Source organism: Pseudomonas fluorescens group sp., from assembly GCF_020093335.1.
GTDB classification, from domain to species: Bacteria; Pseudomonadota; Gammaproteobacteria; order Pseudomonadales; family Pseudomonadaceae; genus Aquipseudomonas; species Aquipseudomonas petroselini.
Genome location: NZ_JAIOKW010000001.1, coordinates 201,949 through 228,061, shown reverse-complemented (window position 1 = coordinate 228,061; position 26,113 = coordinate 201,949). Strand labels below are relative to the sequence as shown.

At 60.0% G+C, this 26,113-nt stretch carries 19 protein-coding genes; 10 read left to right on the top strand and 9 right to left on the bottom strand.

Annotation, left to right across the window (positions count from 1 at the left end):
- Position 1 precedes the first annotated feature (1 nt).
- From K7431_RS01205 to K7431_RS01185, 5 genes are all read left to right on the top strand, one after another.
- Complete coding sequence (locus K7431_RS01205) at positions 2-1,624, top strand: ArnT family glycosyltransferase (protein WP_012724215.1); 1,623 nt, start codon at positions 2-4, stop codon at positions 1,622-1,624.
- 169 nt (positions 1,625-1,793) lie between these two features.
- Positions 1,794-2,030, top strand: a complete 237-nt coding sequence (locus K7431_RS01200; RefSeq protein ID WP_139237994.1) for a type VI secretion system contractile sheath small subunit — start codon at positions 1,794-1,796, stop codon at positions 2,028-2,030.
- A 174-nt stretch (positions 2,031-2,204) separates the two neighbouring features.
- On the top strand, positions 2,205-2,915 hold the full coding sequence (locus tag K7431_RS01195; protein ID WP_043205347.1) for an HPP family protein: 711 nt from the start codon (positions 2,205-2,207) through the stop codon (positions 2,913-2,915).
- A 141-nt stretch (positions 2,916-3,056) separates the two neighbouring features.
- Positions 3,057-4,160 (top strand): enoyl-CoA hydratase/isomerase family protein, encoded by a 1,104-nt coding sequence (locus K7431_RS01190; protein ID WP_012724212.1) that lies wholly within the window; start codon positions 3,057-3,059, stop codon positions 4,158-4,160.
- A 3-nt stretch (positions 4,161-4,163) separates the two neighbouring features.
- On the top strand, positions 4,164-5,312 hold the full coding sequence (locus K7431_RS01185) for an acyl-CoA dehydrogenase family protein (protein ID WP_012724211.1): 1,149 nt from the start codon (positions 4,164-4,166) through the stop codon (positions 5,310-5,312).
- A gap of 95 nt (positions 5,313-5,407) precedes the next feature.
- On the opposite strand, the gene K7431_RS01180 is transcribed toward K7431_RS01185, so the two are convergent.
- The 4 genes from K7431_RS01180 to K7431_RS01165 are packed head-to-tail and all read right to left on the bottom strand — an operon-like array spanning position 5,408 to position 9,294.
- Positions 5,408-6,181 carry an enoyl-CoA hydratase gene (locus K7431_RS01180; protein WP_012724210.1) on the bottom strand — a complete coding sequence of 258 codons (774 nt, stop codon included), beginning with the start codon at positions 6,179-6,181 and terminating at the stop codon, positions 5,408-5,410.
- An 11-nt stretch (positions 6,182-6,192) separates the two neighbouring features.
- Entirely contained in the window at positions 6,193-7,320 is a 1,128-nt protein-coding gene (locus K7431_RS01175; RefSeq protein WP_012724209.1) for an acyl-CoA dehydrogenase, read from the bottom strand.
- Positions 7,321-7,329: 9 nt separating this feature from the next.
- Entirely contained in the window at positions 7,330-8,514 is a 1,185-nt protein-coding gene (locus K7431_RS01170) for an acetyl-CoA C-acyltransferase (protein WP_012724208.1), read from the bottom strand.
- A 12-nt stretch (positions 8,515-8,526) separates the two neighbouring features.
- Positions 8,527-9,294 carry an SDR family NAD(P)-dependent oxidoreductase gene (locus K7431_RS01165; protein ID WP_012724207.1) on the bottom strand — a complete coding sequence of 256 codons (768 nt, stop codon included), beginning with the start codon at positions 9,292-9,294 and terminating at the stop codon, positions 8,527-8,529.
- Positions 9,295-9,494: 200 nt separating this feature from the next.
- Here K7431_RS01165 and K7431_RS01160 point away from each other — a divergent pair, with 200 nt between their 5' ends.
- The 5 genes from K7431_RS01160 to K7431_RS01140 all read left to right on the top strand — a co-directional run bounded on the left by K7431_RS01160 (position 9,495) and on the right by K7431_RS01140 (position 19,301).
- Entirely contained in the window at positions 9,495-10,388 is an 894-nt protein-coding gene (locus K7431_RS01160; protein ID WP_012724206.1) for a bestrophin family protein, read from the top strand.
- A gap of 76 nt (positions 10,389-10,464) precedes the next feature.
- The gene (locus tag K7431_RS01155) at positions 10,465-11,523 is read left to right on the top strand and encodes a tetratricopeptide repeat protein (RefSeq protein ID WP_012724205.1); all 1,059 of its coding nucleotides are present in this window, start codon (positions 10,465-10,467) and stop codon (positions 11,521-11,523) included.
- Between the two features lie 144 nt (positions 11,524-11,667).
- Complete coding sequence (locus tag K7431_RS01150) at positions 11,668-13,170, top strand: ATPase domain-containing protein (protein ID WP_012724204.1); 1,503 nt, start codon at positions 11,668-11,670, stop codon at positions 13,168-13,170.
- Positions 13,167-14,837: an ATP-binding protein gene (locus tag K7431_RS01145; protein WP_012724203.1), complete on the top strand. Its 1,671-nt coding sequence runs from the start codon at positions 13,167-13,169 to the stop codon at positions 14,835-14,837. The genes K7431_RS01150 and K7431_RS01145 overlap by 4 nt, the downstream gene beginning before the upstream one ends.
- A 186-nt stretch (positions 14,838-15,023) precedes the next feature.
- Positions 15,024-19,301, top strand: coding sequence for a hypothetical protein (locus K7431_RS01140; RefSeq protein ID WP_043205342.1), 4,278 nt, complete (start codon positions 15,024-15,026; stop codon positions 19,299-19,301).
- Positions 19,302-19,404: 103 nt separating this feature from the next.
- Here the strand turns inward: K7431_RS01140 and K7431_RS01135 are convergent, their stop codons facing one another.
- The 5 genes from K7431_RS01135 to K7431_RS01115 form a co-directional block, all read right to left on the bottom strand.
- Complete coding sequence (locus K7431_RS01135; protein WP_012724201.1) at positions 19,405-19,782, bottom strand: response regulator; 378 nt, start codon at positions 19,780-19,782, stop codon at positions 19,405-19,407.
- Between the two features lie 79 nt (positions 19,783-19,861).
- On the bottom strand, positions 19,862-21,055 hold the full coding sequence (locus tag K7431_RS01130) for a hybrid sensor histidine kinase/response regulator (protein ID WP_012724200.1): 1,194 nt from the start codon (positions 21,053-21,055) through the stop codon (positions 19,862-19,864).
- Positions 21,049-21,654, bottom strand: a complete 606-nt coding sequence (locus K7431_RS01125; protein WP_012724199.1) for a chemotaxis protein CheB — start codon at positions 21,652-21,654, stop codon at positions 21,049-21,051. The genes K7431_RS01130 and K7431_RS01125 overlap by 7 nt, the downstream gene beginning before the upstream one ends.
- Entirely contained in the window at positions 21,651-22,481 is an 831-nt protein-coding gene (locus tag K7431_RS01120) for a CheR family methyltransferase (RefSeq protein ID WP_012724198.1), read from the bottom strand. The genes K7431_RS01125 and K7431_RS01120 overlap by 4 nt, the downstream gene beginning before the upstream one ends.
- Entirely contained in the window at positions 22,482-25,979 is a 3,498-nt protein-coding gene (locus K7431_RS01115) for a response regulator (protein WP_043205341.1), read from the bottom strand.
- Positions 25,980-26,113 lie beyond the last annotated feature (134 nt).

Below are 26,113 nucleotides of genomic sequence, written 5' to 3'. Positions count from 1 at the left end.
CGTGAACAAAGACCGACCGCCCCTGTTAAGCCCAGCGATCCGCCGCCAATCCCTCGGTTTGGGATTGCTGGCGCTGCTGCTGTTTATCGCCGGCAGCTGGCACCAGGCGATCATTGGCTTCGACTCACGCTTCGTGCTGTTCGCCCAGGAGATGCTGCGCCATGGTCCAGGCTTTTTCCCCACCACCTATGGGCAGCCTTATGCGGATTACCTGGCCACCTCGACGCTGCTGACGTGGCTGCTGTCAGTGCCGCTGGGCCAGGTCACCAGCCTTACCGCCTGGCTGCCCACGGCGATGGCGTCGGCAGTCATCGTCATGCTGGTGTATCGCCTGACGGCGCCCTACTCCCAGCGTTGGGGCTTGCTGAGCATTGCGATGCTGTTGCTGAGCAGCAGCTTTATCAGCGAAACCCGCGCGGTGTCCCTCGACCAGATGCTGGCCGCCATCGCCCTGGCGGTGTTTTACCTGGGTTATGCCCACGATCACTTTGGGGCGGGTAAACGTCTGCACTGGATTTACCTGTTGCTGATCGTCGGTTTTGCGATCCGTGGGCCGATCGGCCTGGTGATTCCGACCGGCGTGCTGTGCAGCTATTACCTGATCAACCGGCAATGGCGGCAACTGTTCAGCTTCGGCTTATTGGCACTGGCATTGCTGGTGGCGTGCGTTGGCCTGCTGTTGCTGATGGCCAAGCTCAGCGGCGGCGAGCGCTTCATGCAGGACGTGATTCGCATGCAGTTCCTCGGCCGTATGGATGGCAGCGAAGGCTCCAGCGGCGTGCTGTATTACTTCACCAGTTCCTTGGGCAACTACGCCATGGCCTATCCCATGGCCGTGTTGGTGCTGCTGGCAATGGTGATCAGCGGGCGCCGTGCGCCGGGGCCGGCGTTGCAGTTGGTGTGGTATTGCGCGGCGGCGGCCTTGCTGGTGATGCTTGGCCTGTCGATTCCCCAGGCGAAAAAGGCGCGTTATGTGCTGCCGATGTTGCCGATGGCGGCGATCATCGCGGCGTATCCGTTCCAAGTTGCGCACGGGCGGCTCTTTGCCTGGCTGCGTGTTCTGATGCTGGGTATCTGGACGTTGCTGCCGACACTGTTGATCGCCGGCTTGCTGTTGGCGCGACCGCGCTATCCGGAGCAGTTGAGCCACCTCGGGTGGGTGTTCGGCGTGCTGGGGGCGCTGCAGGTGTTGGCGCTGTTGACGTTATTCAAGATCCGCTGGCGCACCGTCGGGCCAGCCTTTGCAGCAGTACTGGCGGTGTGGGCCACGTATATTCTGGTGGTCGAACCGCTGGAGCGCAGTGTCTACGACACACGCACGTTTACCCTGCAGGTGCATGAACAGGTGATGCAGCAACGCGCGCCAGTGGTGTTGCACGGTCTGGGCAAAGACGCCAAGGCGATCAAATACATGGTCAACCTCGACTGCGACCAGGTGCCTTTGTTTACCCAGCAAACGGCCGACCTGAAGCCGATCCAAGGTCCCGCCTGGGTAGTGATGAGCGAAGCGGATTACGAAGGCATGACGGACCCGCGTTTTCGCTCCATCACCCCGACCTTGGCCGGTGAATTTGACCGCAACCCTTACGTGCTGCTGCACCTGGTCAAAACCCCGCAACCTTGAGCCCTGCGCCGGCGCTCCCCGGCGCAGAGAACTCCTACGTAGCTTTACGTAATGGCTGATGCCATTTCACTTTCCTGCGTCCAAAACCCGACTGTAAACTCGCCTGCGTGCGGTATTCATTTACCGCCACAGGTCATGGATTACAACAAGGACGTTGGAGGAGAGCACCGTGCCAGATAAAGTTTCGCTTGATCCCGCTGCTTCCTGGACCCGTGATGGGATGCCTTCGGGCTACCTACCCGTGCCGTCGTTGGATCGATTGATGGGTTTGCGTGATGCCCTGGTGGCGCTGAACGGGCCGCTGGCCAGTGAGCCAGGGCTACGGGAAAACCTGCAAAGACGCTTTTTGGATGAAGACTTCAATAATCGCGTGCTGGGTAAAATGTGCAGCTCGCTGATCGGATAGCCCCCTACAACTCAATATTCTTGCATTCAACCCTCATTAATATGCATTGGCGCCCTGCTTCCCAGCCCGGCACACTGCAGCTGTTCCTTCCCCCAAATGTTGGAACGTTCAAAGGGCTTCTCCGGGCGACCAGACAAGCCTTTTTTTTGCCCGCTGTTTATGGACGCCCTTTCAATGCTCGCTCGCTGGTTCCCTGCTGCTATCAACACCCGTCCCACCGAATGGAGCCGTGCCGCGATCGGCATGGCGCTGGGCACCCTGTTCAGTGTCTGGCTATGCGCCCGAGTATTTGGCATGGACGTGGCCCTGCATTTGCTTGGCCCTCTCGGCGCGTCGGCCGTGTTGTTGTTTGCGGTGTCATCTGGCGCTTTGGCGCAGCCGTGGTCGATCATCGGCAGCTACCTGTGCGCGGGTGTCCTGGCGCTGCTGGTGGCTCGCGTCCTCGGGCCTTCCCTGGGCGGCGCCTGCCTGGCGGCGGGCATGACGGTGGTGCTGATGTGCTGGTTGCGCTGCCTGCATCCGCCGGCCGGGGGCCTGGCCATGACGCTGGTGCTGGCCGACCCGGCCTCCGCCGCCTTGGGCTGGTATGAGTTGGGCGCGGTATTGCTGGGCGCCGGAGCCTTGCTGACGTGTGCACTGGCTTACAACAATGCCACGCGCACGCGCTACCCCAAGGGTGCCATCGAGTCCTCGCCGGTTATCTTGAACGATCCCAAGGCCGGTCACGACCCTGCAATCACCGCTGCCGACCTGAAACTGGCGCTGGCTGAAATGGAGCAGTTCTACGATGTGGAGCCTACGGCGCTGGAGCAGTTGATCCACGCGGCGGAGACCCACGCCAGGCGCCGCAGTATTGGTGAGGTGCTGGCCAGTCGGGTGCCTTGAGGCCACCATTCTTTCCCTGCATAAATGCAAAAACGACCTGCATGATTGAGGGTTGTACTGTGCAAATTTGCACTGTTACGATCACACGATGGTTCGTCCGCGAACATCTTGATAAAGAATAATAAAAGCAGGGAGTTATCGATGACTGCTCAGGTTTCAACCGAGGCAAGCCACGCAGCAATACTTCAGGACGAAGTCCTCGCCGAAGTCCGCAACCACATCGGGCACCTTACCCTCAATCGCCCCGCCGGCTTGAATGCCCTTACCCTGCAGATGGTCCGCAGCCTGACGTCCCAGTTGCAGGCATGGTCGGATGATCCACAGGTGTATGCCGTGGTCCTGCGCGGCGCCGGCGAAAAAGCCTTTTGTGCCGGAGGCGATATTCGTTCGCTGTACGACAGCTTCAAGAATGGCGACACCCTGCACCAGGACTTCTTCGTCGAGGAATACGCGTTGGACCTGGCCATCCACCACTACCGTAAACCGGTGCTGGCGCTGATGGACGGTTTTGTCCTGGGCGGCGGCATGGGCCTGGTGCAAGGCGCCGATTTACGCGTGGTCACCGAGCGCAGTCGCCTGGCGATGCCGGAAGTAGCCATCGGTTACTTCCCCGACGTAGGCGGCAGCTACTTCCTGCCGCGTATCCCCGGCGAGCTGGGGATTTACCTGGGGGTGACCGGGGTGCAGATCCGCGCGGCCGATGCGCTCTATTGCGGGCTGGCTGACTGGTACCTGGACAGTCACAAACTGGCCGACCTTGACCAGAAGCTCGACAACCTGAGATGGCACGACTCGCCGCTCAAGGACCTGCAAGGCGCGCTTGCCAGGCTGGCGGTGCAGCAATTGCCAGATGCGCCCCTGGCCGCTTTGCGCCCCGCCATCGACCACTTCTTCGCGCTGCCGGATGTGCCGAGCATCGTCGAGCAATTGCAGCAAGTCACCGTTGCCGACAGCCACGAATGGGCACTCAACACCGTCAGCCTGATGCAGACGCGCTCGCCCCTGGCCATGGCCGTTACCCTGGAGATGCTGCGCCGTGGCCGGCGCCTGTCGCTGGAACAGTGTTTTGCCCTGGAGTTGCACTTGGACCGTCAATGGTTCGAACGCGGCGACCTGATCGAAGGCGTACGCGCGTTGATTATCGACAAAGACAAAAGCCCACGTTGGAACCCGCCCACCCTGCATGGGCTGGCTCTCAACCATGTAGAGAGCTTCTTCCATCACTTCGAGAAGGTTGTGAAATAAGCCATGCAAGACCTTGAATATACAGAAGAACAAGTGATGATTCGCGACATGGCGCGTGACTTCGCCCGTGGTGAAATCGCTCCCTACGCCCAAGCCTGGGAAAAAGCTGGCTGGATCGACGACGCCCTCGTGGCGAAGATGGGGGAGCTGGGCCTGCTGGGCATGGTGGTGCCGGAAGAATGGGGGGGTACCTACGTCGATTACGTTGCCTACGCCCTCGCCGTCGAAGAGATTTCTGCCGGTGACGGTGCTACGGGCGCCCTGATGAGTATCCATAATTCAGTGGGTTGCGGGCCAATCCTCAACTACGGCTCAGATGCGCAAAAGCAAACCTGGCTGGCAGACCTCGCCAGCGGCCAGGCGATTGGCTGCTTCTGCCTGACCGAACCCCAGGCCGGTTCAGAAGCCCACAACCTGCGCACCCGCGCCGAGCTGCGTGACGGCCAGTGGGTGATCAATGGCGCCAAACAGTTCGTCAGCAACGGCAAGCGTGCCAAGCTGGCCATTGTGTTTGCCGTGACCGACCCTGATCTGGGCAAGAAAGGGATATCGGCGTTCCTGGTGCCTACGCACACTCCGGGGTTCGTGGTGGACCGCACCGAACACAAGATGGGCATCCGCGCCTCCGACACCTGCGCCGTCACGTTGAACCAGTGCACGGTGCCCGAAGCCAACCTGCTGGGTGAGCGTGGCAAGGGCCTCGCGATTGCCCTGTCCAACCTGGAAGGCGGGCGCATTGGCATTGCCGCCCAGGCGCTGGGGATCGCCCGTGCAGCGTTTGAGGCCGCCTTGGCGTATGCGCGTGATCGCGTGCAGTTCAACAAGGCGATCATCGAGCACCAGAGCGTGGCCAATCTGCTGGCAGACATGCAAACCCAACTGAATGCCGCACGCTTGCTGATCCTGCACGCCGCACGCCTGCGCAGCGCCGGCAAGCCATGCCTGTCGGAAGCCTCCCAGGCCAAGCTGTTTGCCTCGGAAATGGCCGAGAAGGTCTGCTCCTCCGCGATGCAGATTCACGGCGGGTACGGGTATTTGGAAGATTATCCGGTGGAGCGTTACTACCGGGATGCGCGGATCACGCAGATTTACGAAGGGACCAGCGAGATTCAGCGGATGGTCATTGCGCGGGAACTGAAGAATTACTCATAAAAAAACGGGTTACTCTAACTGTCACACCGCATAAACCCTGTGGGAGGGGGGCTTGCCCCCTCCCACATTTGACATCCAGTGTTTGTCAGGCCGGGTTACTTATCCTTGAACTCGGGTGCACGCTTGGCCACAAACGCCGCCATGCCTTCCTTCTGATCCTGCGTCGCAAACGCTGCATGGAACACCCGGCGCTCAAAACGCACGCCTTCGGACAGGCTCACTTCAAACGCGCGGTTCACGCTTTCCTTGACCATCATGCTGATCGGCACCGACTTGCCGGCAATCAGCGTGGCAACTTTCAAGGCTTCCTCCAGCAGCTCATCGGCCGGCACGATGCGCGCGACAATCCCGCAGCGCTCCGCTTCCACCGCGTCGATAAAACGCCCGGTCAGGCACATTTCCATGGCCTTGGCCTTGCCCACCGCGCGGGTCAGCCGTTGGGTGCCGCCCATGCCGGGCAGGACGCCGAGGTTGATTTCCGGCTGGCCGAACTTGGCGCCGTCACCGGCCAGGATGAAGTCGCACATCAACGCCAGTTCGCAGCCGCCGCCCAGGGCGAAGCCGTTCACCGCCGCGATGATCGGTTTGCGGCGATTGGCCACGCGGTCGCTGTCGCTGAACAGGTCATCGAGGTAGATCTGCGGGTAGGTCAGCTCGGCCATTTCCTTGATGTCGGCGCCGGCGGCAAAGGCTTTTTTCGAGCCGGTCAACACGATGCAGCCGATGTCAGGGTTGGCTTCCAGGCCGTCCAATGCCTGGTTCAATTCGCTGACCAGTTGCGCATTCAGGGCGTTCAAGGCGTTTGGACGATTGAGGGTAATCAGCCCGACGCGGCCTTGGACGTCGAGCAAAATGGTTTCGTAACTCATGTATCGGCTCCTTAGAGATTGCGTGAGATGACCATGCGTTGGATGTCGCTGGTGCCTTCGTAAATCTGGCAGACCCGCACGTCGCGGTAGATCCGCTCCAACGGGAAGTCGCTCAGGTAACCGTAACCGCCCAGGGTTTGCAAGGCGGCCGAACAGACTTTCTCAGCCATTTCCGAGGCAAACAGCTTGGCCATGGAGGCTTCCACCAGCGCCGGCTTTCCGCTGTCGCGCAGGGCGGCGGCGTAATGCACCATCTGCCGAGCGACCGCGATTTGCGTGGCCATGTCCGCCAGGCGGAAGGCCACGGCCTGGTGCTCAATGATGGGCTTGCCAAAGCTTTCGCGCTCGCGGGCATAGTCACGGGCCGCCTCAAAGGCGGCGCGGGCCATGCCGACCGATTGCGAGGCGATGCCCACGCGGCCGCCTTCGAGGTTGGCCAGGGCAATCTTGTAGCCTTCGCCCTCCTCCCCAAGCCGATTGGCCACCGGCACTTTCACGTCTTCAAACAGGATCTGGCACGTATCGGACGCATGCTGGCCGAGCTTGTCTTCGACGCGGGCCACGGTGTAGCCCGGCGAGTCGGTCGGTACGATAAAAGCGCTGATTCCGCGCTTGCCCGCCACCGGGTCGGTCACGGCAAACACAATCACGACCCCGGCGTTCTGCCCGGAGGTGATGAACTGTTTGCAGCCGTTCAGCACGTAGTGGTCGCCTTCCAGGCGCGCACGGGTTTTCAGGCTGCTGGCGTCGGAACCGGCCTGGGGCTCAGTGAGCGCAAAGGCACCCAGCATGGCACCACTGGCCAGTGGCTTGAGGAAGCGCTCTTTCTGTTGGTCGTTACCGAATGTGAGAATCGGCACGCAACCGACCGAGTTGTGCACGCTCATGATGGTGGAGCAAGCGCCATCACCCGCCGCGATTTCTTCCAGGGCCATGGCGTAGGCCAGGTAACCGGTGTCGCAACCGCCCCACTGTTCCGGCACCAGCATGCCGAAAAAGCCCAGTTCGGCCATCTCGCCGATGGCGTCCTTGGGGAAACGGTGCTCGCGGTCCCATTCGGCGGCAAAGGGTTTCAGGCGTTCCTGGGCAAAGTGCCGGGCCGCGTCGCTGATCTGCAGTTGTTCGTCATTGGGCAGCATCTGGGCTCCTTAATACAGGCATTCGACGGCCATGGCCGTGGCTTCACCACCACCGATGCAAATCGCGGCGACGCCGCGCTTGAGGCCTCTCTGGCGCAGGGCCGAGAGCAAGGTCACCAGGATCCGCGCACCCGATGCGCCGATCGGATGGCCCAGGGCGCAGGCGCCGCCATGGACATTGACCTTGGCGTGGGGGATTTCCAGCTTGCTCATGGTCACGAGGCTGACCACGGCAAAGGCTTCGTTGATCTCGAACAGATCAACCTCATCCAGGTTCCAGCCAGTCTTGGTCATCAGTTTGCGAATTGCCCCGACCGGCGCCACCGGGAACAGACCCGGCTCATCGGCAAACGCGGCATGCCCATGGATCACCGCCAAGGGCTTGAGGCCACGTTGCTGCGCCTCGGACTGGCGCATCAGCACCAACGCCGCCGCGCCATCGGAAATCGAGCTGGAGTTGGCCGCTGTCACGGTGCCGCCTTCGCGGAAGGCCGGTTTCAGGCTGCCGATCTTGTCCAGTTTGGCCTTGGGCGGCTGCTCATCATGCTGGATGGTTTTCTGTTCTTTGCCCACGGTGACCTGAACCGGGACAATCTCGGCGGCGAAGCTGCCATGGGTAATGGCCTCTTGTGCACGGGTCAACGAAGCAATGGCGAACGCGTCCTGGGCTTCACGGCTGAAACTGTTGTGCAGGGCGCAGTCTTCGGCAAAGGTGCCCATCAGGCGGCCTTTGTCATAGGCGTCTTCCAGGCCGTCGAGGAACATATGGTCCAGCACCTTGCCGTGGCCCATGCGGTAGCCGTTGCGCGCCCGGTCCAGCAGGTAGGGTGCGTTGGACATGCTTTCCATGCCCCCGGCAATCACCACGTCGACACTGCCGGCCAGCAGTGAATCGTGAGCCAGGATCGCCGCCTCCATGCCCGAGCCGCACATTTTGTTGAGGGTCGTGCAGCGCGTGGCCTTGTCCAGCCCGGCGCCCAGGGCAGCCTGGCGCGCCGGCGCCTGGCCGAGGCCGGCGGGCAATACGCAGCCGAACAGCACTTCATCCACGGCATCGGTGGCGATACCGGCGCGCTCGACGGCGGCACGAATCGCGGCGGAACCCAGCTGCGGCGCAGTCAGGCTCTTGAGATCGCCCTGGAACCCGCCCATGGGCGTGCGCACGGCGCTGACAATAACGATAGGATCAGTCATGCGGGTTGCTCCTCACTTCGCAGCCATGCGCAGGGCGCCGTCGAGACGGATCACCTCACCATTGAGCATGCTGTTTTCGATGATGTGCCGCACCAGCGCGGCGTATTCGTCGGGTTTGCCCAGGCGTGGCGGGAACGGCACACCCGCCGCCAGTGAGTCGCGGACTTCCGGGGTCATGCCAGCCATCATCGGCGTTTCGAAGATGCCGGGGGCGATGGTCATCACGCGAATGCCAAAGCGCGCCAGCTCACGTGCGGCAGGCAGGGTAAGGCTGGCGATGGCGCCCTTGGACGCGGCATACGCCGCCTGGCCGATCTGCCCGTCAAACGCCGCCACCGAGGCGGTGTTGATGATCACGCCGCGCTCGCCGTCGGTACTCGCCTCGGTTTCAGCGATAACGGCGGCCGCCAGGCGCAACAGGTTGAAGCTGCCGATCAGGTTGACGTTGATCACCTGGGCAAAGCTCGCCAGGCCGTGGGGGCCGTTCTTGCCAAGGATTTTCTCGCCACGCACCACGCCGGCACAGTTGACCAGCCCATGCAGGCCGCCAAAGGCTGCGACGGTGGCCTGCACGGCGGCTTCGGCCGCCGCTTCCTGGCTGATGTCCGCGACGCAGCTGCGGGCATTGTCGCCCAGCTGCTTGGCCTTGGCGGCCACGGCATCGGCATTCAGGTCTACCAGCATCACCTTGGCACCCGCAGCAATCAGCATCTCGGCAGTCGCCGCACCGAGGCCCGAAGCACCGCCGCTGACCAGGAAGATCTTGTTTTCAATCTGCATTGTTGTTTCCTTGAACGGTCCGAATCGTCGAAATAGTCGCCCCGCAGCGCTGTAGCGGCAATGGTCAAAGCCCTCAACCTGGCTGACTGTTTTGGCCAGTCATCGAGCTCGCCGATCAACCGGTCGGCCCAAGCGATTGGACGGCTGGGGTGCTTGCTTCTAACCTGACGGCCTGCGCCACTCACGAAGCCCGCCCCTGAATGATAGTCCGCCCCAAACCCAACCTGCTGGGCATCCTGTTTTCCCTCAAGGGCTCGATCGCCAAGCGCATCGCCCTGCGCAGCCTGCTGGTCACCTTGCTGGCCTCGGTGATCGTGCTGGTGGAAACCCTGCACCCGGCGTATTTCTCCAAGGTCAATGCCACGCCGTTCACGTTGCTGGGGTTGTCGCTGTCGATCTTCATGAGCTTTCGCAACAACGCCTGCTATGACCGCTGGTGGGAGGGTCGCAAGCAACTGGGGCAGATGATCATCGATGTGCGCTCTTTGATTCGCGAAACCCAGGTGCTCAGTGACCCGGCCGAACGTGCGGGGTTGCTGCGCAGCCTGTGTGGCTTCGCGCATGGCCTGATCGCGCGGTTGCGCCATGAGGATGAAGCCCAGGCGATACAGCCTTGGAGCACGTTCCAGCCGCACCACCCCAACCTCCCCGACAATGTCCTGCAACAGGTGGGGGCCCGGTTTTCCGCGTTGGCCGCGCAAGGTGCGATCAGTGAATGGCGCTACACCCAGCTGGAAGCGCGACTGGTCAGCCTCAGTCAGGTGCAGGCGTCCTGCGAGCGGATCAAAAGCACGCCACTGCCCTTCCCCTACACCCTGCTGCTGCATCGCACCATCTACCTGTTCTGCATCCTGCTGCCATTCGCCATGGCTGAGCCGCTGGGCTGGTTGACGCCGGTGTTCACCGCCATCGTCAGCTACACGTTTTTCGGGCTGGATGAAATCGGTGATGACCTTGAGGACCCGTTCGGCTTTGATGAGAACGACCTGCCCTGCAATGCCATCCTGCGCACCCTTGAGCGCGAAGTACTCGCGGCCCTCGGTGAAACCGAGCTGCCGCCGACGCTGGAACCGGTGGAATACGTGCTCACCTGAGAGGGGTTTGACACTCGCCGTGGTCTGACCGAAGCTGGTGGCTTTGTATTAGCTGCCTTAGCTTTCGGACGCCTGCATGTCAAAGTCACGCCGTTACTCTATCATCGGCCTGTGCGCCCTGTTGTTGATTGTGCTGTTCACTTGGTATTTCTCTCGGTCCACCCCAGTGGCCGTGCCTCCCGCCATTGCCCACGGTTACGCCAAAGCCTTGAAACAGGCGCATAACGGTGAGCCTGGGGCGGCGCGCGTGTTGTATCAGCAGTTAGGCCGCCCAGACCTGACGCCCGAGCGCCGGGTGGCGCTGCATGCCGAGCTGCCCAACTACCCCAGCCCCCAAGCCTTGAAGCTGGCCGACAAAGACTTGAGCAGCGATTCACCCCAGGTACGCGAGGCCGCCATCCACAGTATTGTCGGCCTGGTGCCGACCGGTCAGCGCACACTGTTGCTCGGCCCGGTGCTGGATGATCCTGAACAGGAAGTACGGTTTGCCGCCGCCAATGCGTTGCTGGGCTTGTCGCCCGACACCTTGGGCCTGTATTTCGGGCCCTTGCAGCAAGTGCTGGATGAGTTTGTGAAAAAGCTCAAGGCCCAGCCCGAAACCGCCGAAGGCTGGATTCAGCTGGCGCGTCTCTACATTCACAGCGCCCTGTTGCCGGACGCGCAACATGCGCTTGAGCAGGCCATGCGCTTGCAACCGGACAACCTGCAAGCCGTGGTAGCGCAGATCGAACTCCTGGACAAACAGGGCAAGTCCGAAGAGTCCCGCCAATTGCTGGCGCGCCAACTGGCGGCGCACCCTGAATCAGCCTACCTGCAACACGCCCTTGGCCTGTGGCTGTTGCACCATGGCGAACGCCCTTACGCACTGCTGGGCCTGTCGAAAGCGGTGGAGCTGGAGCCGGACAATCAGGACTACCGCTACGACCTGGCCACCACCCTGCACGCCCAGCAGGAATTGGAAGCGGCCCAGCGCCAGTTGGAAGAAATCATCCAGCGCCACCCGGCCAATCGCAAGGCGCGGGTGCTGCTGGTCAATTACTGGAAGGAAAGCGGCCAGTTGCAAAATGTCCAAGTGTTGCTCGCGCAACTTGAGCAACAGAACCCGGACGACCCGGCATTGCAGCAGGGCTTATAGCGTGGCCACCATTTTTGTAAAACGTGGCCTCGCGCTCATTTCCCCAGTAAAAGGTTGAACCGCCGCAAAGCACTACGGTCAAGAGAATATGGCGCGTCCACATGGCCGCGCATCCTCTACTCGTATGTGACCTGAGGGCACTTCTTGTCTACATCCAAAGCGCAACTATCCGAAAAAGCGGCCATTGGCATTGAAGGTCTCGATGACATTCTTGCCGGTGGACTCTCGCGCAGCCACCTGTTCCTGCTGGAAGGTGAGCCCGGTACCGGTAAAACCACGGTCGCCCTGCATTTCCTGCAGGCGGGGGCGAAAAGCGGCGAGCGATCGCTGTACATCACCCTATCGGAAACCGAGCGCGAGTTGCGTCAAGGTGCCACGTCTCACGGTTGGGACCTGGATGACAACATTCATATCTTCGAACTCACGCCGCCGGAAAGTCTGCTCAACGCCGACCACCAGCAAAGCCTGCTGTACTCCTCCGACCTGGAACTGGGCGAGGCCACCCGGCAGATCTTCGAGGTGGTGGAACGGGTGAAGCCGACCCGCGTGGTCATCGACAGCCTTTCGGAAATCCGCCTGCTGGCGCAAAGCTCCCTGCGCTATCGCCGGCAGATCCTGGCGATCAAGCACTACTTTGTGCGTTACGACGCCACCGTCCTGTTGCTGGACGACCTCACCACCGAATCCCTCGACAAGACCGTGCACAGCGTTGCGCATGGCGTCATCCGCCTGGAAGAGCTGACCCCCAACTATGGCGCCGAGCGCCGCCGGGTGCGGGTGGTGAAGTACCGCGGCCAGAAATACCGGGGCGGCTTTCATGACTTCACCATCATGCAGGATGGCGTCCATGTGTTCCCACGCTTGGTGGCCGCCGAGCATCGCGGGGGCTATAAACGCGAGACCTTGAGCAGCGGCATTGCCGCGCTGGATGCGTTGATGGGCGGCGGGGTCGAGACCGGCTCCAGCAGCCTGATTCTCGGCCCGGCCGGTACCGGCAAGTCGCTGATCTCGATGATCTTTGCCGCCGCCGCCGTGGAGCGCGGCGAAAAAGCCGCACTGTTTATTTTCGATGAAGAGCTGGGGTTGTTGTTCGAACGCATGAAAAACATGGGTATCGACCTCGCCGCCCTGCAGGAAACCGGCAACTTGCTGATCGAACAGGTCGATGCCGCCGAGTTGTCGCCGGGCGAGTTCTCGCACCGGGTGCGGCGTTGCGTCGACGAACGCGGAATCAAAACCGTGGTCATCGACAGCATCAACGGCTACCAGGCGGCAATGCCCGAAGAAAACGCGCTGATCCTGCATATGCACGAACTGCTGCTGTACCTCAATCGCCGGGGCGCGGCGACCTTTATGACGGTCGCGCAACACGGGCTGGTCGGTGATATGCAGGCCCCCGTCGACATCACCTATCTGGCGGACACGGTGATCCTGCTGCGCTACTTCGAAGCCTTGGGCAAGGTGCGTCGAGCCATCTCGATCATCAAGAAACGCACCGGCACCCATGAAGCCACCATTCGCGAATACCGAATTGGCAGCCAGGGCATGACCGTTGGCGAGCCCCTTGATAACTTCCAAGGCGTGTTGCGCGGCATACCGACCTACATGGGCGCAGGCTCCCCTTTGCTCAAGGATGAGGGGGTGTGACGGCGCTCTCTCCCGTCTCCGAGCGTGCGATCGTCCTTGCGCCAATGGGCCGTGACGGGTCGCTGGCGTTGATGATGCTCAACGAGGCTGGCTACGCTGGCGTCACTGTCGGCAGCCTGGTGCAACTGTGCGAAGCGCTGGAGCAAGGTGCAGGCTTACTGATCATTGCGGCTGAAGCGTTGCGCGGGGTTGATCTGGAACCCTTGCTGGAGTACTTGCATCAGCAGCCGGCCTGGTCGGATTTGCCCATTGTGCTGATGACCCATCACGGCGGCAGCGAACAGAATGGCTCATCCCACTTGAGCGGCTTGTTGGGCAACGTGACGTTTCTGGAGCGGCCGTTCCACCCTGTGACATTGATCAGCCTGGTGAGTACCGCCCTGCGCGGTCGGCGCCGTCAATACGAAGCACGCGACCGCCTGATTGACTTGAGCGAGAGTGAACTGCGCTTGCAGCGCACGCTGGAGACCCTCGAACAGCAAGTCGAAGAACGTACGGCGCAATTGCGCAGCAATGAAGAAGCCTTGCGCCAATCGCAGAAAATGGAAGCCGTCGGCCAATTGACCGGCGGCATCGCCCACGACTTCAACAACATGCTCACCGGCATCATCGGCAGCCTGGAATTGCTGCGCAGGCGTGTATCCCGGGGCAAGTTGGACGATCTGGACAGCCTTATCGACCTCGGTGTGACCTCGGCCAACCGAGCGGCGGGCCTCACCCATCGACTCCTGGCGTTTTCCCGTCGCCAATCACTGGATTCAAAACCCGTAGGGATCAACCAACTGGTGTTCTCCATGGGCGAGTTGCTGCAGCGCAGCATCAACGAGAGCATTACGCTGGACATGCGCCTGGACGACCAGCTCTGGACCGCCGAAGCCGACCCGAACCAGTTGGAAAGCGCCCTGCTCAACCTGGTTATCAACGCGCGAGACGCGATGCCCGGTGGCGGCAAGCTCACGGTCGAGACCGCCAATCGCCATCTCGACAATGTGTTCACGGCGGCCTATGGCACCCTGAAACCCGGTGACTACGTGGAATTGAGCGTCAGCGATAACGGCTGCGGCATTCCGGAAAGCGTGATGGGCCGCGTGTTCGATCCGTTTTTCACCACCAAACCGATTGGCCAGGGCACCGGCCTGGGGTTGTCGATGATCTACGGGTTTGCGCGCCAATCCCATGGCCACGTGACGATCCACAGTGAAGTGGGAAAAGGCACCACGGTCAGCCTGTTTTTGCCACGGTTTGTCGGTGAAATGGCAACGCACGAAGCGGTCAACCCGACGTTATTGCCATTCGCCAACGCGGGTGAAACGGTGCTCATCGTCGAAGATGACCCCGCCGTGCGTGTATTGGTCAGTGCGGTACTCAAAGAACTGGGCTACGCCTTTGTCGAGGCTGGCGATGCCGATACGGCGCTGCCGATCATCGAGTCCGAGCAGCGTATCGACTTGATGATCAGCGACGTGGGCTTGCCCGGCATGAACGGCCGACAGCTGGCAGAAATCGGCCGGCAGATCCGGCCGGAACTCAAGGTGCTGTTCATTACCGGGTATGCCGAGCACGCCGCCGTACGGGGAGGTTTTCTGGACCCGGGCATGCAATTGATCACCAAGCCGTTTACCTTTGACCTGTTGACGGCGAAGGTCAGGGAGATGATTCAGGCGTGAGGTAGGTTGTGTGACGTCAACCACCAGGCGGGCAATTTTCGAGCGTGACCTGAAGGAGGTAAAAGACAGAAACAAAAATACGGTTCAGTACTGGAATCATAGGGGCGCTTGAGGCACGTAAAGTTACCGCTGGGAGTTAGAATTTTTCCCGGCAGACTTTAATCCTGACGATTGAGCCGCCGCCCTATGAGCATTTCCAGCAGTTCTGTACGTGCATTCCCTTCCCCCGTTCGCCTCGAAGCCCCCGCCCCCGAGGTTTCGGCCATAGTAGCCGTGGTGTCGGAACCTGCCGGCCCCCCATTACCCACCGCTACTGATTCCCTGCGCACCAGCGGCGACGCTGAACTGGCGCAAAACTACGCTAAAGCGTTGTTGGGGTTTACGGGGGCGAAGGTCAACGACAACGCCATCATGGTTGATGTCCCTCCGGGCTCGACGTTCGGCCAATGGTGGACTCAGTTGGGCAATGCTGCTCAATCTCGGGATTTTGTTGAATGGCGGCGATATGTCAGAGCCCTTCCAGGATCGATTGAAATTCTGCCGAAAACCGGTCAGATCAGCTACAAGGTAGCGCCGGATGTCTCGCTCACGGCGTCTATGCAGAAGCGCGGTAGCGAGGACCCGCGATGGTCTGCTGCCAGGGCGCCGTTAGTGGATGCAGGTCTGGTCATATCCGACAAAAACATGCCTTTCCCGCTGCCATCACCTGAGTCCCCGGACCGTGCGCCCGCTTGGCTGGTTGGGCGCTTCTACTTTGAGCAACAACAAAACACAGCCTTGGAATTTCAACAACGTTCGGCTGAACTTGAACAGGAAAAGACTTTTGGTTTACTGGACCCGGCTCATTTCCCTGGCGTTCAGGAGCAGCGTAGCGAGGATGCCTTAGACAATCAGAAAGTTGCACTTGGCAACATCAACAACCGGCACGACGTGGCGGTGTCGCTCAAGCACCTGGCTTCAGTTTTGGAGACTGGCAACCTGGAGGTTTCGGAGATTCCCAAGTATTTGCGTGATACCACCTTCACTGTTCATCCCGACTCGTCATATGAACGGGACAGGGGGCTGTCGGAAGGGGAAGCCGTCAGCCTGCAGGACTTTCTTGAGTACCACGGCTTTGATAGTCCAGTCACCGCAGAGGATGCGCAGAACCTCAGGTCGTTGCTCCTCGCGCCGGCACCCCGCAGCCCGATATACGGCAACTACGGAGGTGCAACGTCCTGGCCTCGACCGCTTGACGAGGGGGCGCAACGGCAACTGTCTGCGTTCTTGCTTTACGGTGATGTCGGCAACCTGAACCTGGCGTCCACCCGCTGTGTGCTGGAGTCGTTGATGCGGGGTATTGCGTTTGAACCGTCCGAGCTGCGTAACCCGCAGCAAGTGCTCGACCGAATCATCCAATCGCCGAAGGGGCAAGCGTTGGGCGAGGCGATCAAAGCCAGGTTTGACGCGCTGTCGGTCTCCGGCAGCGCCAATGACTGGTTGATGGCCGCCTTGAACCTGCAGTGGCATGACGCGCCCGAAGCCGCCCGCTCAGCACTGCCGGCAAAGCATGTCGACGGCTTTGACTTGGCCGGGCAGCAGCTCAAAGGCCAACCGTTATCCAAAACCGCCCAGAGCGTGGCCGATTACCTTTATTTCCAAACGCGCCGAGCCTCAACCCCCGAAAAAGCATTGATCCAGGCCCACTTGCTGTTGGCCTCAAGGGCGCCGGAGTTACTGGTGAAGGATATTCCTCCGACGGTCACCCATGGCTCCATCGCCCACGTCAACTTCAGTATTGCGGTGGCGCGCATTGAGGCTGAGGCGCCTGGTCGCGCCGCGACGATGACATACGGGGAGATAATGTTGAATGCGCAGATCCAGCCAGTCTCGGCGGCTCAACGCCAGATCGAATACATCGCGCATCATGAAGCGCTCAAGGAATGGGGCATTACCAATAGCATCGTCACCCAGGTGACTTCGCCGGAAGACATGAACACAGTGGCTCAGGCCTACAACGAGCAACTCATCGAATTGAGACACGCATCCGAGGCGCAAAGCGCGCCTGTGCCGGCTTCCCGCAGGGAAATCGCCTTGGCGGAGTTGCGCAAGGTTTTGGGCGATGATGTGCGCCTGGAGCTCAAATGCATAGTGCTCGCCACTTACGATAAAGATCGGCCGGGGCCCTACTCGATACTGGACCTTTATATCGAGGGCATGCTGCAAAACCCTCCGATGCGGCCCTATCATCCTCGTCTCCCCGACAGGACCAAAACGCCTAACAGCTGGGTGCTTGAGCCTTATACGCCACCAAGCAGAGGCCCGGGCCGCTCTGAAGCAAACACACCCAATTTCACGATTGACGGTGTATTGAGCAAGACTCAATCGCTGAGGGATGTCAATCAACAGTTCCATGTTGAATTTGCACAATTCGGCCAGGCGCTTGATAAAAGCGTCGCCACGCAAGTCAAGAACCTGATAGCGCAGTTGCCCCTGGAAGACCGCAAAAATATTGAATACGGGAGTCTTTCGCTCTTCCGGGAATTTAAAGGCGCGACGCGTGTTGGCCAGGGTCAGATGATCTTCCGGGCGATGTCGGCAGGCAACCCTGTCCTGTTGAAAGTGGTGCGTGACGGGGTTTCGCACACCTACGAAGTGAACGTGCAAAAGAACACGCTCGAAAAGCGCCGGGACCTGGGTGACTTCCAACCGGGTTATCAACCTGGGCTGGGTATTGAAGGGGGCGAGCGGCGAAACATCAACACGCCCTACACGGACATGGTACCGGTCACGCTTTCCATCCGCGATGAAAGCAAGCCCAATCAGCGAGAGCAGCTCGCACACGCGAAAACGGATACGGGCGGCCCGCTGAATAGCTTTTCCAGCCCCAGAACGTCAGCCATCGGTGCCACGGTGGCCAAGGTCACCAGCTTCTGGCAAGCGCTGGAAACCGAGGCGCGAGGGGTTACCACCGTTGAATCCGAAGTGCCCTTTTACAAGAAATTCAATGAATTCGTTCTTAACCTGATTCCGCTCAGATCAGCCATCAAAAACTTTACCGATGGCAATATCGGTGAAGGCATCGTCGACTTGTCGCTCGACATATTCGGCATTCTGACGGCAGGTGCAAACGTCGTTGGTAAAGCCGCGAAAGTTGCAAATGGCACCCTGTCAGCCGGTGGTAAGGCGCTGCGCATTACAAAGACCCTGGGGCGTGGAACGCTCAGCTTGATCAACCCCTTGGACGGCGCAACCGACTTACTGCGAGGCGCTGGGCGCGGCGCGCGAAACGTGGCGAGGCACATCATTGCTGACGTGGGCCAGGATATCCGGCAGTTACGAGGCGCGAGGACGAGCTATGACATGGTGAGCGCGAGTAAACAGTTCGATCGCGCTTCAATCGGCACATTCAAACTTGACAGCGATTTTGCAGAGGGGGCCGCGGTCTTTAAAAATAACAACTGGTACGCCTACAACCCCATTACCCGGCAACCCTATGGTCCCGCGTTAAACGATTTCCTGCCTTCAGCACGCTTAGAGGCGGGTTCGTTCGCAACGTGGGCGACCGCGAGCGATGGTCGCCGGAAGATTGAGGACTCCCTGATTGAAAACTGGGGAAAAAAAGTGGCGAAACATCGCAATGGTCCAGAAAGCGCTGATTTTGATGAAGGCTATAACACTGGAACATTACAGAGTGTGAAAGGTTTATCCAGCGCTAAAAGTATCAAGGATCTGATGGAACTGGCCAACAAACAAACGTTGACGGCAAAGCAGCTGGGGACTCTGGTCAGGAAATACGATGATATTGCCTATGCGTTCGGCCGAAAAGCGTCGGCGCGTTTCATCAGCGTTATAGAACCTGGCTTCGGCAAGGTCGTCCCTATCCCACAAGTTATCTACCTTTCCCAAACCGCTCAACTGTCTGACGGACAGTGCGCCGCTCTTTCACGGGCCATGGCGAGCGCTATCGAGCAAGGGAAGGAAAAAGTGCTGATAAGAAATATGTACACCGCTGCCGCTTTCCCCAAAGCTCCCGCCTCCAGGCAGTTTATGAAAGCGCTAAATAAGCTTCAAATCCAAGTGGGCCCGAAGACTGCTTTCCATGCGGGGAAATCTACCCGGCAGCTCTCCTATCAAGACATGGTAAATGAACTCGCCAACTCTACCGTTTCAAAATCAATCATGATTGATTCTCCCCGCCATGCAATGGCCGCCGGTATCAAAATAGAGGGCACGGAGAAGTCATTTTATTTTTATGACCCCAACTTGGGTATCGCGACCTTTTCGAGTGCCGATGCCATGGAGGCAGGCCTGAAAAAACTCTTTCACGATAAAAAGTTGGGGGCGAGCTATAGAACCCACAGCAATGATCGTAACAAGCTGGAATTTAAGGTCTTCGATCATGATGACGAATGGCAGGTGAAAAACAGTGTCTTCAGTCCAGAGCTCAAAAAACTGTATGACGCCCCTATCACATCGTCCTAAGCATCACGGACGCTTTGGAACACGGCGCTGGAAGGAAATCCGGACAGTCTGAACCCACTCGGTTCCCGAGAAATGAGCGGAGCCCTGGTTGGCTCCGCCATGTTTAAGACAACAATCGCTGGATATGCTCTTGCAGCGTATCCAGATCAAACGGCTTGGCCAGGATCGGCGCATTGCGCGTGATCGGGCTGTTACAGTCGAGGATTTCCTGCGGGTAGCCGCTGATGAAGATCACTTTCAGTTCAGGCCGTAACATAATCGCAGGCTCGGCGATCTGCACCCCGGAAATCCCACCCGGCAGGCGGTAGTCGGTGACCATCAGGTCCAGGTGCGGCTTGGTCGCCAGGATTTCGAAGGCCTGCTCCCCATCGATCGCCTTCAACACCCGATAGCCCAGGCCGGCCAGGTACTCACCCAGCACAAACATAATGGATTCGTCGTCCTCGACGATCAGAACGACATCTTGCGCATCTTCACTCATGGGAAGCCTTTGTTCGGTCAATTGCTGCAATTACGACCATGGGGTCACGCAGAAGGTTGCGTCGAAATGACGATTGATTTCATGCCGACTGTTCAAGGGGCAGACACACCCGAAACAGGGCGCCCTCGCCTATCTGGCTTTCGACCTCGATGGTGCCGCCATGGGCTGCAACGATCTGCTCGGAAATAAACAGTCCCAGGCCCAGGCCTGCCGCCACCTGACTGGCGGACACACGCTCGAACTGTTGGAAAATACGTTTCTGGTTGTCTTCGCTGATGCCGATCCCGTGGTCGCGCACTTCCACACGAGCTTCGCCATGTTCGCTGTACACGCGCACCTCCACCGGGCTCTTGGCCCCGTAGCGCAGGGCGTTGGTCAGCAGGTTCGTGACCACCTGCTCAATGCGGAACTCGTCCCAGTTACCTTCAACAGGGCCGTCCACAATCAGCTGCATGGACGATTCCGCAGCCGCCACTTGCGGCGCAAAGTTCTCTACCAAGTTGCTCACCAACTGCGCCAGGTCGAAGCGCGCCGGGCGAATGGACAGCTTGCCGGTGCGAATGCGCGACACATCCAGCATGTCTTCGATCAGGCGGATCAGGCTCTGGATCTGCCGCTCATCGCGGTCGACCATAGCGTGCATCTTGTCGAGGGCGAACGCCGCGGCGTTGTCCCGCGCCAGGTGCATCTTGCGCAGTTGGGTCTCGAGAATCAGGCCATTCAGGGGCGTACGCACTTCGTGGGCGACGATCGACATGAAGTCGTCGCGCATACGTACCGCCTGTTCCAACTCGGCCTGGGTGGCCTGCAGGCGCGTGAGCAGCAGTTCCTGTTCGCGACGGCTGCGCTCCAAGGCTTCGACTTGTTGCTTCATCGCCTTGCTCTGGCGATACAGGTCGACGAACACGTTGACCTTGCTCTTCACCGCATGGATATCCAGCGGTTTGTGCAGGAAGTCGACGGCGCCGCTTTCGTAGCCTTTGAAGGCGTAATTGAGTTCGCGGCCGGCGGCGCTGACGAACACAATCGGGATGTTCTTGGTTTTCTCGGTACCGCGCATCAATTCGGCCAGCTCGAACCCGTTCATGCCGGGCATCTGCACGTCGAGGATCGCCATGGCGAACTCGTGCTCCAGCAACAGGGACAAGGCCTCGTCGGCGCTCAATGCCTTGAACACCTGGCGGTCCTCGCGCTTGATCAGCGCTTCGAGGGCCAGCAGGTTTTCCGGCAGATCGTCGACGATCAGCAGTTTGGCCTGGACAGTACTTAACATGGGGAATATTCCAGGGAAGCCAGCAATGAGCCAATGCGGCTCAACGTCAGAATGTGGTCGGGTGTGTGCAGCGCCAGCGCAGCCCGGGGCATGACGTCGACACGTGCTTCAGTGGGGTCTTGCACCACGGTGGTTCCACCCTGTCGCTTGACGTAGGCCAGGCCCCGGGCGCCATCGTGGTTGGCGCCGGTCAACAGGATGGCCATCAGGCCTTTGCCGTAGGCTTCGGCGGCGGACTCGAACAGGAAATCAATGGCGGGTCGCGAATGGTGCACGCGGTCTTCCTGGCTCAGCGACAAGCTGCGATCCTGCTCCACCGACAGGTGATAGCCGGGACCGGCAAAGTACAGGGTGCCCGGCTTGAGCGTTTCCTTGTCGCGCGCCTCCACCACCGGTATGGCGACGCGCCGGTCAAACACCTCGGCTAATTGACTACGGCGCTCGTCCGGCAGGTGCAATACGGCGACGATAGGCAAGCCGAAATCTGCCGGCAATTGGCCAAATACTATCAGCAACGCCTCTACGCCACCGGCGGAGGCGCCGATGACGATAGCCTCTATACCCCGGACCTTTGCCGGGCTGGCAGCCGCTTGATTCATAGTTTTCGGTAGATCCGTTCCTGTTTGACCAAGGGTTCGAACTGCTTGCCGTACGCGGAGAAGTCCAGGGTTTCCTTGCTGCCCAGCACCAGGAAGCCGCGATGACACAGCGACTCATGAAACAAACCAAATGCGCGATCTTGCAATTTTTTATTAAAGTAAATCAATACGTTACGGCATGAAATTAATTGAGTTTCTGAGAATACGCTATCGGTCGCCAAGCTGTGGTCGGCGAAGGTGACATTCTCGCGCAACGTTTTATCGAAGATCGCGTAATCGTAGGCCGCTGTGTAGTAGTCGGCAAATGAACGTTGGCCGCCGGCCTGCTGATAGTTGGCGGTGTAGGCGCGGACGTTCTCCAGCGAAAAGATGCCCTGCTTGGCCTTGTCCAGCGACGCCGGGTTGATATCGGTGGCGTAGATGATCGTACGCTCCAGCAACCCCTCTTCGCGCAACAGGATGGCCATGGAGTACACCTCCTCGCCCGTGCTGCAGCCGGCGATCCAGATCTTGATCGACGGATAGGTCTTGAGCAGCGGCACCACCTCCTGGCGGATCGCCAGGAAGTGCGACGGGTCGCGAAACATCTCGCTCACCGGAATCGTCAAGAACTGCAGCAACTGCATGAACGCCGCCGGGTCGTGCAGCACGCGCTCCTGCAAGGCGGAAATCGTCGCGCAATCGAACTGGCGCAACGCATGAGCCACACGGCGCTTGACCGACGCCCCGGAGTAATCCCGGAAGTCATAGCTGTACTTGAGGTAAATCGCCTCGATCAACAGGCGCAGCTCAATGTCGCTGCTTTTTTCCAAAAAACTTCGCTCCACTTAAATGCGTTCCATCTTCGGTAGCCATACGCGAATGAGTGAGAACAGACGATCCAGATCAATCGGCTTGGCCAGGTAATCGTTGGAACCGGCCGCCAGGCAACGTTCCTGGTCGTCCTTCATGGCCTTGGCCGTCACCGCGATGATCGGCAGCTTTTTCCAGCGCGGGTCCTGGCGGATCAAGGCGGTGGCCTCGTAACCGTCCATTTCCGGCATCATCACGTCCATCAGCACCAGGTCGATATCGTCGACTTCATTGAGTTTGTCGATGGCTTCACGGCCGTTACGGCCGATCACCACCACCGCGCCCTTGTGCTCCAGGGCGCTGGTCAGGGCGAAGATGTTGCGCACATCGTCGTCCACCAGCAGGATTTTTCGCCCTTCGAACACCTTGTCGCGGCTGCGGGCGGTCTTGAGCATCTTCTGGCGGTCATGGGACAGCTGGGATTCGACTTTGTGCAGAAAGAGTGTGACTTCGTCCAACAGGCGCTCCGGCGAGCGGGCGCCCTTGATGATGATCGAGCGCGAATACTTGCGCAGTTCGGCCTCTTCATCGCGAGTCAGGTTGCGCCCGGTGTAGACGATCACGGGCGGGAACGAACAGATATCCTCGGTGGCCATGCGCTTGAGCAGCTCGTTGCCGAGCATGTCCGGCAACTTGAGGTCGATGATCATGCAGTCGTAGGCATTGGTACGCAGCAGGTCGAGGGCTTCCTGGGCAAAACCGACGGCGGTGATCTCGATGTCATCGTCGCCGATCAGGCGGGCAATACTGTCGCGCTGCAGGTCATCGTCTTCCACCAGCAGCACGCGCTTCACCTTCTGGGTCAGCTTGGCCTCCAGGCGCGCAAACACGTCCTTGAGCTCTTCGCGGGTGGTGGGCTTGACCGCATAGCCAATGGCGCCCATGTGCATGGCGGCTTCGACGCGGTCTTCCACGGAAATCACATGCACCGGGATATGACGGGTGTTGGCGTGCTCTTTCAGGCGCTGCAGAACAGTGAGCCCGGAATGGTCCGGCAAGCGCATGTCCAACAGGATGGCGTCGGGAATGTATTCCTCGGCCAGGCTGTAGCCTTCGTCCGCGCCGTGGGCCACCAGGCAGTGGTAGCCCAGTTCATGGGCCAGGTCGAAGAGGATACGGGCGAAATTCGGCTCGTCTTCCACCACCAGAATGCAGCGCGTGGTAAACGGGGTCTTGTCGCGGTCGTCGGCGAAGCGCGGAATCAGCTTGGCGTCGGCCACCGGCAACGGTGACACCTTGACGGGGACCGGTGCGGGTGCCATCACCACTTGGCGCGGCGGTTCGACAGGGGCGGCGTCTGCCTCGCGCTCGACATACTGCTCCGGCAACACCAGGGTAAAGATACTGCCCTTGCCTGGCTCGCTGGCCACACTGATGTAGCCGCCCAACAGCGCCGCCAGGTCGCGGGAAATCGACAGGCCCAGGCCGGTGCCGCCATAACGGCGATTGGTGGTGCCGTCGGCCTGGCGGAAGGCTTCGAAGATGCTTTCCTGCTGGTCCGGGGCAATGCCGATGCCGGAGTCGCGAACCGTGAAGGCAATGCCCTCCCCCGGTGCACGCGACACAGAGAGGCTTACGTCGCCCTGCTCGGTGAACTTGATCGCGTTGGACAGCAGGTTCTTGAGGATCTGTTCCAAGCGCTGGCGGTCGGTAAACAGCATGGTCGGCGAACCTTCCTGCACGTCCACTTGGAAGCCCAGCTTGCGATCGGCCGCCAGCGGTTCGAACATGCCGCGCAGGCCGTCTACCAAACGCGCCACACTGGAGTTTTCCGGGCGTACTTCGAGCTTGCCGGCTTCCACCTTGGAAATGTCCAGGATGTCGTTGATCAGGTTGAGCAAGTCATTGCCGGCGGAATAGATCGATTCGGCAAACTTGACCTGCTCAGCGCTGAGATTTTCCTGCGGGTTCTCGGCCAGCAACTTGGCCAGGATCAACGAACTGTTCAGTGGCGTGCGCAGCTCGTGGGACATGTTGGCGAGGAATTCGGATTTGTACTTGCTGGAGCGCTGCAACTCTTCGGCACGGTCTTCCAGCTCGAGCTGGGCCTGGTTGAGTTCGACGTTCTTGCGGTCCATGGCGTCGCGCTGCTCGGCCAGGGTCTGCGTCTGTTCGGCGAGTTGCTCGTTGGTCTGCTCAAGCTCCGCTTGCTGGGTTTCCAGGTGAGCCTGGGACTCCTTGAGGATGCGCGACTGTTCCTCCAGCTCTTCGTTGGCGGTCTTGAGCTCTTCCTGCTGCACTTGCAGCTCTTCGTTGAGCTGCTGGGTTTCGGCCAGCACTTCCTGCAGGCGCTGGCGATAACGGGCGGCCTCGATGGAGGTGCCGATATTGCCGGCGATCAGTTCCAGCAGCTCCTCGTCGCGTTCTTGCAGTGGCCGCAGGAAACCCAGCTCGAGCACGCCATTGACGCGATCATCATCGCTGGTGGGCATGACCAGCACACTGCGTGCAGCACCCTCACCCAGGCCGGAGCTGACCTTGAAGTAGTCCACCGGCACATCGTCCAGGCGAATCAGGCGATCCAGCTGGGCCGCTTGGCCAACGATGCCTTCATCACTGTAGATCGCTTGCTCACGCTGTTCCTGCTCGCGGGAGAAACCGTAGGTGGCCACGCGCTTGAGGCCGCCGTGCTCTTCGCGCACATACAGCGCGGCGACGACCGAGCCCATGTATTGGGCAAAGAATTGCAGGATATTGCGGCCCAGCATGTTCAGGGTCAGCTGGCCGAGCACCTGTTCAGCCAATTCAGTCTGGCCATTGCGCAACCAAGCCTGTTGCTCCAGCCGCCGCGCGATCTTCTGTTGGGACGCGAGGTTTGCGCTGTAACTATCTGATAAAGAAACTAAATTTTTACGACCAATGTAAGCCAGAAAGCCACTCAAACCGAGTACAAAGGCCAGGTACAGGGTGACGCTGATCACGGTGGTGCGGGTGACTTCTTCATTGCGGGCGATGCGGAACTGCTGTTCCATCGCCACCGCATCGTCATATTCCTTGCGGATCTCATCGGTCAGGCGCTTGCCGCGGCCGGCCTTGACCGCACTGCGGTAGTCGCCACTGCTGCGCTGCATATCAATCATCGACTGGGCGTAGTTGTTCCACTCGGCCTGCATGGCCTCCAGGCGTTTGAGACGGTCCACTTGCTGCGGGTTGTCCGCCACCAGTTCCTGCAAATTGCGCAGGTCGGCAATGATTCGCGGCTTGGCCACTTCGTAAGGGTCGAGGAAATGCTCGTCACCGGTGATCAGGAAGCCGCGCATGCCGGTTTCCAGGTCCACCGTCAGCTTGGACGACTCATTGAGGTTATTGATAACCCGGTCGGTGTGTTCCACCCACTGGATGACCGACAGCAGGTAGGTGATCAATACGACGAAAAATACAGCACTGAGCACGCCCACACCCAGGGGCAACGCCACGTTTCGGCTCAGTAGTGTACGGAAGCTCTTTTCATCGACGGACGAAGCGGGAGTCATGGGCATGCCTTGGCCAAAGGTGGAAAAACCGGGAGTTTGCCCCAAACGGGCGGGCAAGACTATTTTTCTAGAACGGGTTTGTACAGATTCCTACATGGGAACAGGCTATTCTCTATGGTCTTTTCTAACGCATT